The following is an 11,988-nucleotide window of genomic DNA, read 5'->3' as shown; positions in this document are numbered from 1 at the left end:
GGTTCGAAGATCGCTTAATGCGTAGCGGCGTGTAATACAGCTTTCAATACGCCTGCCACGAGGGCGACGGTTGCAACGCCCAGCAACCACAGGCCCACAAACCATGCGAATCGTCGCCACATGTTAGTGATATCCCTCGCCGGGACGCATTTTTCCTTTGAAAACGGAATAGGCATACACCGTATAGCCGAGAATCATCGGGACGGTAATCGCTGCGCCCACCAGCAGAAATAAGAGGCTTGCGTGGGGCGCGGCGGCATCGCGGAAGGAAATGGCAGGTGGCACGAGATACGGATACAGACTGATCAGAAGACCTGCATAGCAAAGAATGAAAATGCCATAGGCGAAGAGCAGAGGCAGCGCCTGGCGCCGCGCCGAAAGGCTGCGCCAGAAGCCGGCCGCGAGAAGAATCAGCAATATCGGCACCGCAGCGGTGAATGCAATGTCCGGCCAGCGGAACCAGCGTGCAGCGAGCGAGCCTTGCAACATTGGCGTCCACAGCGTGACGACGACGATCAGCGCAAGCACCGCCACTGCCATGGTGCGCGCATAACGCCGGCAGCGCTCGTGCAGCGGTCCTTCGGTGCGCCAGATCAGCCAGCACGATCCAAGCAATGTATAGCCGACGACCACGGCGAGGCCGCACAGCACGGTGAAGCCGGTAAGCCAGTCCCACCAGCCGCCGGAATACGACACTCCCTTCACGTGGATGCCCTGAAGCAGTCCGCCCAGCACGAGTCCCTGGCACAAAGCGGCCGTGGTGGAACCCGAGAAGAAAGCGACGTCCCACCACGCGCGGCCAGAACCCGTTGCGCGAAAACGGAATTCAAAAGCCACGCCGCGAAACACGAGTGCGAGCAACATCGCGATGATCGGCGGATAGAGCGCTGGAAGGATGATCGAATAGGCGAGGGGAAACACGGCGAAAAGTCCGCCGCCGCCGAGCACGAGCCATGTTTCATTGCCGTCCCATACGGGCGCGATGGTGTTCACCATCAGGTCGCGATCGTCCCGGCTGCGTTCGACGGCGAACAGGATGCCCACGCCGAGATCGAATCCGTCGAGCAGCACGTAGGCAAGCACGGCAAACGCCAGGATGGCCGCCCAGACGAGCGGCAGATCAATCGTGGCGGTCATGGCGATCGTCCCGTGCAGAAGTGTTGCCAGTGGTGGTCGATGCAGTCTGCCGTTGCGCCGGTCCGGGCGTGATGCCCGCGCTGCGATGCGGCTTGTCCTTGGCGGGCCCTTCTGTCGCGAGCGATGGCCGCCTCGCCATGAGACGCAGTACAAATACCATTGCCGCGCCGAATACGATCAGATACACGACGCCGAAAGCCGCAAGCGATGTCGCGACGCCGGGCGCGGCGATGGGCGACACGCTGTCGGCGGTGCGCAAATGGCCATATACGGTGTAAGGCTGACGGCCCACTTCGGTCACGGTCCAGCCGCATAACAGGGCGATGAGGCCGGACGGTCCCATTGCGACCATCATCCGGTGCAGCCAGCGCGCGCGATAAAGCGAATGACGCGCCCGAAGTGCCAGACTCGCGAAACCGGTCAGCGCCATCAGCACGCCAAGGCCGACCATGACGCGAAAGGTCCAAAAAATAAGCGGCGAAAACGGGCGGTCTTCTCGCGCGAATTCCTTGAGTCCTCTGATAGATCCGTTCCATGTATGTGTGAGGATCAGCGCGCCCAGATGCGGGATCTCGACAGCGTAGTCGGTAGTCTCGGTCTTCATGTTTGGCATGCCGAACAAAATAAGCGGTTGGCCTGGTTTCGACTCCCAGTCGCCTTCGAGTGCGGCGATCTTTGCGGGCTGATGCTTGAGCGTGTTCACACCGTGCGCGTCGCCGGCGAGAATCTGGATCGGCGCGACGATGCACGCCATCCATAGCGCCATGGAAGCCATGAGCCGCGCGGGCTCGTTACCGGGATCGCGCAGCAAGTGCCACGCACCCACCGCGCCGACGATGAACGCCACGCTCAGATAGGCCGCGAGCACCATATGCACGAGCCGGTAAGGGAACGAAGGGTTGAAGATGATGCTGAGCCAGTCGGTGGGCACAAAGCGGCCGTCGACCATCTCGAATCCTTGCGGCGTTTGCATCCATGAATTTGCAGCGAGAATCCAGAAGGCGCTTAGCAAAGTGCCGATAGCGACGAGCACTGTGGCAAGAAAATGCAGCTTGGGGCCGACGCGGGTCATGCCAAACAGCATCACACCAAGAAAGCCCGATTCGAGGAAGAACGCGGTTAGTACTTCGTAACCCATAAGCGGGCCGACAACAGGTCCCGCCCGATAGGCAAAGCCCGCCCAATTGGTGCCGAACTCATACGATATGACAAGGCCAGACACCACGCCGACGCCGAATACCACTGCGAAAATCGTCAGCCAGTAGCGGAATACGGCCAGGTATACCGGCTTGCCGGTGAAGAGCCATGCGCCCTCGAGCACTGCAAGATAGCTGGCGAGCCCGATGGACATTGCCGGGAAAATAATGTGAAAGGCGATGGTGAAACCGAACTGCGTTCGGGCAAGAAACAGTGCGTCGACCGAGGGTGGCATTACGGTACCTCGAATAAGGACGTGGCTGACCTGATGGACGGATTCGCAATTTGCGCCGCAGCGCATGCTTCTGAATATAAGCAATGTAAATGCAAATGCGTGGCCTGACTGTGTCTGCCGGCATAGCGCGGGTACCCGCGCAAGACCATGCGAAAGGCGTGTAAACCTATTGTCAGGAGCATGCGCTCTTTTCGCCAACAGGTACACACTTTGCTCTCGTTCTGTACTGACGTTCGCGCGGAGACCGTAATGAAAGAAAAGGACACGACACGAGATTACCCCTACGCATCGGGCGGATGGGGATCGCTGAAGGCAGTCACCACAATTCTCGCGCAGGAACATGTCGGCCTGAAAGACAGTGCTGTGCTCGCGAAGCAGAATAAGCCGGACGGCTTCATGTGCGTGAGCTGTTCGTGGGCCAAGCCGGCCGACCCGCACGTATTCGAGTTCTGTGAGAGCGGTGCGAAGGCCACCGCCTGGGACCTGACGTCCAAGCGAATGACGCCAGAGTTCTTTCAGCTGCATACCGTGACCGAACTGCTGTCATGGCACGACCATGACCTGGAAGAAGCGGGGCGGCTCACCGCGCCGATGCGCTACGATCCAGCCACCGACAAATACGTGCAAGTGGAATGGCAACAGGCGTTCGATGAAATCGGTCGCGAGCTCAACAAGCTCGAGCCGGACAGTGTGGTGTTCTATGCGTCGGGCCGCGCGTCGCTCGAAACGTCGTACATGTACCAGCTTTTAGCGCGCATGTACGGTACGAACAATCTGCCCGACAGTTCGAACATGTGTCACGAAAGCACCAGCGTCGGGCTGAAGGAAGCAATCGGGGTAGGCGTCGGCACCATTACGCTCGACGACTTCGAGAAGACGGACCTGATGTTCTTCTTTGGCCAGAATGTGGGCACCAATAGCCCGCGCATGCTTCATCAATTGCAGGACGCGCGCAAGCGCGGGGTGCCGATCATCACGTTCAATCCGCTTCGCGAGCCGGGGCTCGTGCGTTTTGCGAATCCGCAATCGCCGGTGCAGATGCTCACGCCCGACAACACGCAGATCAGCACGCAATATCATCAACTCAAGACCGGCGGCGATACCGCTGCAATTCTTGGCATCTGCAAGGCGGTGATTGCTGCGGACGATCTCGCCATCCAGCAAGGTGCGCCGCGTGTCGTCGATGCGGATTTCATTCGCGATCACACGACCGGTTACGAAGCATTCGCGAACTATGCACGCGAGGCTTCGTGGGCGGACATAGAAAAGGTCAGCGGTCTGACTCGCGACGCGATACAGGCGGCCGCAGACGAATACATGAAGGCGAATGCAGTGATCGTCCACTACGGCATGGGACTGACGCAACACCGGCTGGGCGTGCAAAACGTCCGCATGGTGTGCAATCTGCTCTTCCTGCGAGGCAACGTGGGCAAGCCCGGCGCTGGGCCATCACCTGTGCGCGGTCATTCCAACGTGCAGGGGCAGCGCACGGTCGGCATTACGGAAAAGCCGGAACTGGCGCCGCTCGATAAGCTGGCAAGCCAGTTCTCGTTCGAGCCGCCGCGCAAAACAGGCATGAATACCGTCGAAGCGTTTGAAGCCATGCTCAAAGGAGAGGTGAAGGGCGTATTCAACCTCGGCGGCAATCTCGTGCGTTCCGTGCCGGACCGCTTGCGGATAGAACCCGCGTGGCGAGGTTTGCGCCTTAATGTGAACGTTGCAACCAAGCTCAATCGCAGTCACCTCGTACATGGCGAGATCTCGTACATTTTGCCGTGCTTGAGCCGCATCGAAATCGATCGGCAGGCGAGCGGCGACCAGGCTGTCTCGATGGAAGACAGCACCGCGTGCATGCACGGTTCGCGCGGCGTGGCGGAACCGGCCAGCGACAACATTCGCTCGGAGCCTTATATCGTCGCGGGAATCGCGAAAGCGACACTGGGCACTCGCTTCAACGTTGACTGGGATGCGTGGCGAGATGATTACTCGATCGTGCGCAATGAGATAGAAAAGACTTATCCGGAGATATTCCACGACTTCAACCAGCGCATGTGGACGCCGGGCGGATTTCATAAACCTCTGCCCGCGCGCGAGCGGCAATGGAAGACGAAAAGCGGCAAGGCGGAGTTCCAGGTGCCGAAGGCACTCGGCGAAGATCCCGACATGCCCGAGCGCGAGACGGACGCGCTCAGACTGATGACACTGCGCTCCGACAGCCAGTTCAATACGACGATCTACTCGCTGGACGATCGCTTTCGCGGCGTGAAGGGTAACCGCATGATTGTGCTGATGAATGAAGACGATATGGCGGCGAGCGGTCTGACCGAAGGCGATAAGATAGGCTTGCAGACCATTTCCGACGACGGCTTCGACCGGCGCGTAAGCGGACTCACCGTCAAGGCTTACGACATTCCGCGTGGCTGCATTGCCGGCTACTACCCGGAATGCAATCCGCTGCTGCCGCTCTGGCATTACGCCGAAGAAAGTAAAGTGCCCGGCGCCAAGTCTATTCCGGTGCGGATTGTCGAAAAGCCGGTTGCTACATCTGGGGCATGACAGCCCCGCCGGGCGACGATTGCCCGGCGGATTCGCGATCCGCTTTCAGCGCGGTCAATCGGCGTAGCGCGATCTGCGCGACTTCGGCAAGCATTGCGTCGCGCCAATCACGAGCAGAGATCCGAGCAGGAAAGTCGCAATCGGGAATGTACCTGCGGTATTCACTGCAATTTCCCGCGGACGCTCACCAAGAAGCTGCATTCTACGGCGCGTCATTTTCGAGCCGAGCGAACGCAGCTCGCCTTTCAAGGCCCGCTCAGCGGCAGGCAGCAGTACGGTTTCTTCGTCGGCCACGTGATGCATGACCTCGCGCATCAGTTGCTGAAAAAGACCGTCGTATGCGGCATCCTCGGGTCCGCTTGCGCGTAGCTTTGCGATGGTGGCGCGCATTTCGTCGTGTTCGGGCTGGCTCTTTTCGAGCGTTTTATCCTCGCTCATTACACCGGCCAATGCCGGATAGAAGATTTCTTCTTCTAGTTGTGCGTGAATTTCGAGTGCCGCACAAACGGAATTAACGATTGCGCGCTTGCGCCACCACGGCGTGTCTGTGTGATAACGATGAAACGCGGCAAGTACATGCATATGATCGAGCCGGATCATCGCGGTAATGGTGGGAGACATCGACGAATTGGTATCGGGCATGGCAGTTCTCCAGAATGACGCGGCGCCGCGCGTCGGTTTGTGGGGATTGTCTGCACGCGAAGTCGACATGCACATGAGCATGCGAATCCGGCATGCGGGCGCTCGCGGATGCGCCACACACCGCATTCGCCATACCTGCAACGTCCCGCTAGCCGGGAATCCTTTCGATGTCTCGCAACCAGACCGTCGCCTCGCTGTCGCTCGGTGCACGCCAGTCGCCGCGCGGCGACAAGGAGCCGCCCGATCCCACCTTGGGTGCATTCGGAATGCAGGAGCGCTTGAACTGGCTGGTGTGAAAAAAGCGCTCGGCGAAGATCGCCAGATTGCGCTTGATGTCGCCAAGCGTGTATTCGTTGCGCGCCACATGTGGACCCGCGGGCCAGACGCCGCGCTCGCGGTCGGCCCATGCGCAATGCGCGAGGAACGCGACCTTCGACGGTGAAAAGCCGAAGCGCAACAGGTAATAGAGGTTGAAGTCCTGCAACTCATACGGACCGATAATGCTTTCGGTCTTCTGGTCGATGACTTTGTCGACCTTGCCGGGCACCAGTTCCGGGCTGATCTCGGTCGCCAGGATCTGCTCCAGCACATGCGAGCCCGCGTCGCCGACTTGGCCCGACTCGGCGACCCAGCGCACCAGATGCGTAATCAGCGTCTTCGGTACGCTTGCGTTGACGCTGTAATGCGACATGTGATCGCCCACGCCATAGGTGCACCACCCGAGCGCCAGTTCGCTCAGGTCGCCTGTGCCGATCACAATTGCCTGATGGAAATTGGCGAGCCTGAAAAGGTGGCTGGTGCGCTCGCCCGCCTGAACGTTTTCGAATGTGACGTCGTATTGCTTTTCGCCCGACGCAAACGGATGGTGCAAGTCGTGAAGCATTTGCATGCAGCTCGGGCGTATGTCGATTTCCTCCATCGAACAGCCCACGGCTTGCATCAGATCTTTCGCCTGCTGGAGTGTGCGGCTGCTGGTCGCGAAGCCGGGCATCGTGTAACCGAGAATATTCGAGCGCGGCAGCTTCAACCGGTCCATGGCTTTTGCGCATACGAGCAGCGCCTGCGTGGAATCGAGGCCGCCCGAGACACCGATAACCACTTTCGAGATTCCGGCCGCGCCGAGCCTTTGCAGCAGCCCCTGCACCTGAATGTTGTAGACCTCGGCGCAGCGTTCATCGCGTGTCGCGGGATTTGACGGCACATACGGGAAACGGTTGATTGAACGCATGAGCGGCAAATGCTCGGCATCGGGAAGCGAAGCCGGCACGCTGATCACCTGGAATTTGCCGACCTCGTTTGCGTGGCGGCGCGTGGACTGGCCGAAAGTGGTTTGCCTCATCCGTTCGCGCGACAGCCGTTCGAGGTCGATGTCGCCGTAAATCACATGGGACGTGTCGACGAAACGCTCCGATTCGGCGAGCAGTTCGCCGTTTTCGTAGATCAGCGCCTGGCCGTCCCATGCGAGGTCGGTTGTAGATTCGCCGCGGCCCGCGGACGAATATAGATACGCGGACAGGCATCGCGCGGATTGCTGCCCGACCAGTTGGTGCCGATAACCGGACTTGCCGATCACGATGTTGGATGCCGAAAGATTGACGAGCACCGTTGCACCCGCGAGCGCCGCAAATGACGACGGCGGCACGGGAACCCATACGTCCTCGCATATTTCTACGTGGAAGCGAAAGAGTGGCGCGTGCGGGACGTCGAACAGCAATGACGCGCCGAAGGGCGCATGCTGTCCGCATAACGTCACTTCGGAGCTAGACGCGTTCTCCGCCGCACTGAACTGGCGGGCTTCGTAAAACTCGCCGTAGTTGGGCAGGTAGCTTTTGGGCACCACACCGCACAGCTTGCCGTTCGAAATCACTAATGCGCAATTGAACAGCTTATGCTCGATCTTCAGTGGCGCGCCGATGACCAGTACCGCGGGAATACTCGTAGAGGCCGCAACGATCTCGCCGATAGCCGATTCGCACGCATCGAGCAGTGCTCGCTGGTGGAAGAGGTCGTCGCACGTATAGGCCGATATGCCGAGTTCGGGAAACACGACAAGCAGTGCGCCCTTTTGTGCGGCCTCGCGGGCCAGTTTCAGCGTCTGCTGCGCGTTGAATTGCGGATCGGCCACGCGGCACACCGGAACCGCAACCGCGACACGTGCAAAATCGTGACTGTACAAGTTGAAGAATGATTGCGTCATGATGTGCGGCGCCTATGAATAGCCGGTCGGAAGCGGAAGCTTATCCGCTCCAACCAGTGTTGAACACAGCCCGATGCGGCGTTCGCGACGCGTTCAGGCGGAGTGCGGCGAACCGGGTCGAGCGTATCGTACGTTCGGCAACTGATTGAAGTAATACTCGACTCGCGAAAGCGCGTAAAGCGCTGCGTTTCGCCGGATGGTGGTGCGGTCTCCGCCGAACACTCGCGTTTCGGCAAACATGAATTCACCGTCCCGGCGCTTGTAACGCCACGCAAAGCATTGTGTGCCTGCCGGCAGATCCGTGCCTTTGGGCGGCGGACCCGCGAGCCCCGTATTCGAGACTGCGATATTGGCCGAGCACCCTTCGAGGGCGAGTACACCTGTGGCCATCTCCTGGGCGACTGCCTCGCTCGTCAGGCCATGTTCTTCGATCGTCTGCGACCGCACGTTCAGTACACCGCATTTACCGGTCGGCGAGTAAACGACGAGGCCCACGTCGAGACATGCGCCGCTGCCCGGCACGTCTGCCAGCAGAGATGCAATGAGACCGCCGGTACACGATTCGGCGGTGGCGATCACAAGACCGCGCGACGAGAGAAATCCAACCACGCTGCGGGGAATGTTCATTTTGCGTCCTCGTTTATCCCGGCTCGTTTGTCACGATAAGCCAGTCAGTTGTCAGCGAGCAAGTGCAATACCCGTTGCGCATTTGTCTTCATCCAGCGGCACGGCGATTGCTCGACAAACGTGTCCCTTCACCGGGACGCCATGGTTGTTTGTTCGGTTAGGCTCGCCACACGGCGAGCCGCTTTTTTTTCGCCCCACGTTCAGCGTTTGCGCGCCGCTTTACCGTCGGTACAGCGCTTGCTCTTTTTGCTTCGCATGCGACGGCAAAGGAGGCGACGTACATGATGTTTCCAACAATCGTTATCAACCGCGAGGATCCGTCCTCGACCGACGCGCAGACGCTACTCGACGAACTGAGCGCGACGCTGGCCGTGTTCACCGGCGACGGCGGACAGAGCCGCTTTTCCATTCACGACGTCGCGCTTGAGCGCTCGCGCTTTCTCGTTGCGAGGACCGGTTTTTCGACGCCGCTTGGCTGTGGCGCGTTTCGTCCGTTAGGCGAGCACATCGCCGAGATCAAGCGCCTCTATGCGCGCCCCGGCGCGGAGGGCGCAGGCAGTGCCATTCTCGCGCGACTCGAGAAAGAAGCAGCAGAGCTAGGCTATCAGGCGTTATGGCTCGGCATGCACGTGAACAATCGTCGCGCGATCGAGTTCTACGAGCGACACGGTTTCCATCGCATCGAACCGTATGGACCGTATGTGGGCAAAGACGATTCGTGCTGCTTCGAAAAGCGCCTTGACGGACAGGCGCCCGACAACCAGCGCAAAGCCACCACGCGCGGGGCGTAATGCAATCGGATCGCGCGGGCTGCGAGCCGCGCTACTTGTGGATTTTCTCGCGCAACGACTGAATGTCGTTGGCCGTTACAGGTCGCGCGTCATTGCCCCATGAGGTGCGGATCCATGAAAGCACGTTCGCCATTTGCGCATTGGTGAGCGTTTGAGCGAAGCCCGGCATTGCTTGACGCGGCGGTCCACTGATAGTCGCGGGACTGTTGCCGCCTTCCACCATTAAGCGAATCAGCGAAGTCGTATCTTCGGTGATCACTGACGGGTTGCCTGCTAGCCGCGGAAATACATTGGGCACGCCCGCACCTTGCACACCGTGGCAGCGCGCGCAGAACGAGATATAGACCCGCGCGCCGACCGATTGAGGCGCATCGACCCGATTGCCGTTGCGCGTCGGCAAGTCGGGCTGGGCATGCGGCTCATAGCTCCCGGACGGCTTTTGCGCCGGCAGTGACTTGAGATAGTGCGCCATGGCGAGCGCATCTTCGTCGGTCAGATATTGAGTGCTGTCTTCCACTTGCTCGACCATAGAACCGAATGCGACGAGACCCGCACCGTGTCCCGTCTTCAGAAATGCGGCAAGATCTTTTTCGCCGATACGTCCGAGTCCCGAGCCCGGATCGCCGGTCAGATTCGGCCCGAACCAGTTGTCATTGACTCCACCCGTCAAATACATGGGCGACGACTCGTCGTAGCCGCGTTCCTGAAAGCCTGGCCCGCGAGGTGTGTGACATGCGCCGCAATGCCCCGGACCTTGCACGAGAAATGCCCCGCGATTCCACTGCGCGTCACGTCCGGCCTTCGGCCGATAGGGTTCTGTTGGTGCGAACGCGAGTTGCCAGAAATAGAGCACCCAGCGCTGATTGAAGGGGAACGCCAGCTTGGTGGGCGGAGCCGGTTCGGGCGCCGGTTTTACTCCGTGCATGAAATACGCGTAAAGCGCGCGCATGTCGTCGTCGGACATTTTTGAAAAGGACGCATACGGCATCGCCGGATAAAGCCGCTTGTTACCCGGCGACACGCCCTCCCGCACAGAGCGTGCAAAATCTACGTAACTGTAGGCGCCAATGCCGTATCGGCGGTCCGGCGTGATGTTGCTGCTCATGATCGTGCCGAATGGCGATGTGAGTCCCAAGCCGCCGCCATAAGCTTGTCCGCCGACGGCGGTGTGGCAACCCGCGCAGTCCGACGCTTTGGCGAGATATTCTCCACGCGCCACGAGGGCCGCGAGCGCCGGGTCCGATGCGCCGGCGGCCTCGGCTGTGACACACGGAGTCGTGAACGCGCCGAGCATCGCCGTGCCGGCCAGCACGATCAGTTTGAAGCGCCGCATCATGAGGTGGTATCCCGACGCGCGGCCAGCGTGTTGGGCATGAGCGTGACTGGCGCGCGATGCATCAGCCAGCGCGCGCCAGTCAGAAGCGCTGCGATCAGATACGCCAGACCGCCAGGCACCCACATCACGAGGCCGCCGAGTTGTTGATCCTGCAACGGATCGAAGCCGAGCACAGAGGTTGGCTCGACATACGCTGGGTACCAGAGCCCCGGCGCGAGCGTCAGTAATGCGCCCAGCGCGCCGGTGTGAACCATCGTCGTGAAGAGCGACAACATCGCATAGCCGCTTTGATCGCGCCGCGCGCCTTCGCCGAAAACGACCCACCAGAACAGGAGCGCGCTTAGCAGGAAGCTCGCGTGCTGAAGCGTATGAATACCGGGCGACGCGAGCGCCGCTTCGAAAAAACGCGGCATATGCCACGTCCACAACGCGGCGGCGTGCAGCAGCCATGCGACGGTCGGCGTACACAGCGCGCGCCACAGTCCGTACAGCACCGGCGTGCGGACGGCGGCGGCTATCGCGTGCCGTGCCGCCGGAGGAAAGGCCCACAGCCATACCGCGAGCGGTCGGCCGAGCACGAGCAGCGGAGCGGCCACGATCATCATCAGTTCATGTTGAACCATATGCGCGGAGAAGAGCGCCGCGCTCAATGCGTCGAGTGGCGAGTTGAGCGCGGCGACGAGCGCGAGCCATCCGGTTACGAATGCGCATAGCTGACGCATGCGAATGCCGCGCCCGCGTCGGCTGCGCGCGCGCAGGCGCCGGTAGCCGGCTGCATAGAGGCCGAGGCTCACGACGAGCAGTGCGACGACCCATGGTTCGAAAGTCCAGCGCAGCACGGGCGGCGCGCTTCTCTCCGCGGCACTTAACACATGTGCGTGTACGCCTGGCGGAATACACAACGCGGCGAACGCGAGTGCGCGGCGCATTGATTTGTTCATTGCGCGCAGGGGGAAATAAGCCATTGCGGTATCCACATTGCGACGAGTGCGAGCGTCGAAAGCATGCCGACCCACGTGGCCGCGCACGCAAGCATTGCGGGACGCGCGGGGAGCGCGCTCGCAGTCGCGGGGGCGATCATGCCGGCCTCGCGCCAGCGGCGCCACGCGAGCAGCGTCGCGATCATTGAAAACAGCAGCGCAGTGCCGGTCACGCTGCCCAGAGGCAGGACCGTTCGCCACGCACAGGAGGGCGTGACGAGCGCATAGTCAGCGCTCAGCGCGGCCAGTACCGCTGAAGGCGCGCCGAGGAGCGCGAGCCAGGTTCGCAT

Annotated in this window: 10 protein-coding genes; 2 read left to right on the top strand and 8 right to left on the bottom strand. The window is 60.8% G+C overall.

What is annotated here, in order from left to right; genetic code table 11:
• Nucleotides 1–123: 123 nt before the first annotated feature.
• Together cydB and J2W46_RS10600 are read right to left on the bottom strand one after the other, a co-directional pair.
• Nucleotides 124–1,137, bottom strand: a complete 1,014-nt coding sequence (cydB, locus tag J2W46_RS10605) for a cytochrome d ubiquinol oxidase subunit II (RefSeq protein ID WP_310353474.1) — start codon at nucleotides 1,135–1,137, stop codon at nucleotides 124–126.
• A complete protein-coding gene (locus J2W46_RS10600; protein WP_310353471.1) occupies nucleotides 1,121–2,569 on the bottom strand; it encodes a cytochrome ubiquinol oxidase subunit I in 1,449 nt (482 codons plus the stop codon). The genes cydB and J2W46_RS10600 overlap by 17 nt, the downstream gene beginning before the upstream one ends.
• A 249-nt stretch (nucleotides 2,570–2,818) precedes the next feature.
• Here J2W46_RS10600 and J2W46_RS10595 point away from each other — a divergent pair, with 249 nt between their 5' ends.
• Nucleotides 2,819–5,125, top strand: a complete 2,307-nt coding sequence (locus tag J2W46_RS10595) for an FdhF/YdeP family oxidoreductase (protein WP_310069342.1) — start codon at nucleotides 2,819–2,821, stop codon at nucleotides 5,123–5,125.
• Between the two features lie 54 nt (nucleotides 5,126–5,179).
• On the opposite strand, the gene J2W46_RS10590 is transcribed toward J2W46_RS10595, so the two are convergent.
• The 3 genes from J2W46_RS10590 to J2W46_RS10580 all read right to left on the bottom strand — a co-directional run bounded on the left by J2W46_RS10590 (nucleotide 5,180) and on the right by J2W46_RS10580 (nucleotide 8,591).
• Nucleotides 5,180–5,767, bottom strand: a complete 588-nt coding sequence (locus J2W46_RS10590) for a hemerythrin domain-containing protein (protein WP_020068346.1) — start codon at nucleotides 5,765–5,767, stop codon at nucleotides 5,180–5,182.
• A gap of 148 nt (nucleotides 5,768–5,915) precedes the next feature.
• Nucleotides 5,916–7,964 carry an NAD(+) synthase gene (locus J2W46_RS10585; protein WP_310353468.1) on the bottom strand — a complete coding sequence of 683 codons (2,049 nt, stop codon included), beginning with the start codon at nucleotides 7,962–7,964 and terminating at the stop codon, nucleotides 5,916–5,918.
• A gap of 93 nt (nucleotides 7,965–8,057) precedes the next feature.
• Nucleotides 8,058–8,591 carry a CinA family protein gene (locus tag J2W46_RS10580; protein ID WP_310353465.1) on the bottom strand — a complete coding sequence of 178 codons (534 nt, stop codon included), beginning with the start codon at nucleotides 8,589–8,591 and terminating at the stop codon, nucleotides 8,058–8,060.
• Nucleotides 8,592–8,872: 281 nt separating this feature from the next.
• Between J2W46_RS10580 and J2W46_RS10575 the strand changes: the two genes are divergently transcribed.
• Nucleotides 8,873–9,382 carry a GNAT family N-acetyltransferase gene (locus J2W46_RS10575; RefSeq protein ID WP_088173420.1) on the top strand — a complete coding sequence of 170 codons (510 nt, stop codon included), beginning with the start codon at nucleotides 8,873–8,875 and terminating at the stop codon, nucleotides 9,380–9,382.
• A gap of 31 nt (nucleotides 9,383–9,413) precedes the next feature.
• On the opposite strand, the gene J2W46_RS10570 is transcribed toward J2W46_RS10575, so the two are convergent.
• From J2W46_RS10570 to J2W46_RS10560, 3 genes are read right to left on the bottom strand one after another with little or no spacing between them, the layout of a single operon-like run.
• Nucleotides 9,414–10,718 (bottom strand): cytochrome c, encoded by a 1,305-nt coding sequence (locus J2W46_RS10570; RefSeq protein ID WP_088173421.1) that lies wholly within the window; start codon nucleotides 10,716–10,718, stop codon nucleotides 9,414–9,416.
• Nucleotides 10,715–11,683 carry a cytochrome c oxidase assembly protein gene (locus tag J2W46_RS10565; RefSeq protein ID WP_088173422.1) on the bottom strand — a complete coding sequence of 323 codons (969 nt, stop codon included), beginning with the start codon at nucleotides 11,681–11,683 and terminating at the stop codon, nucleotides 10,715–10,717. The genes J2W46_RS10570 and J2W46_RS10565 overlap by 4 nt, the downstream gene beginning before the upstream one ends.
• The gene (locus tag J2W46_RS10560; protein WP_088173423.1) at nucleotides 11,656–11,988 is read right to left on the bottom strand and encodes a hypothetical protein; all 333 of its coding nucleotides are present in this window, start codon (nucleotides 11,986–11,988) and stop codon (nucleotides 11,656–11,658) included. The genes J2W46_RS10565 and J2W46_RS10560 overlap by 28 nt, the downstream gene beginning before the upstream one ends.

It is taken from the genome of Paraburkholderia strydomiana (assembly GCF_031456815.1).
Classification (GTDB): Bacteria; Pseudomonadota; Gammaproteobacteria; order Burkholderiales; family Burkholderiaceae; genus Paraburkholderia; species Paraburkholderia caledonica.
This window is presented reverse-complemented; position numbering and strand designations above follow the sequence as displayed.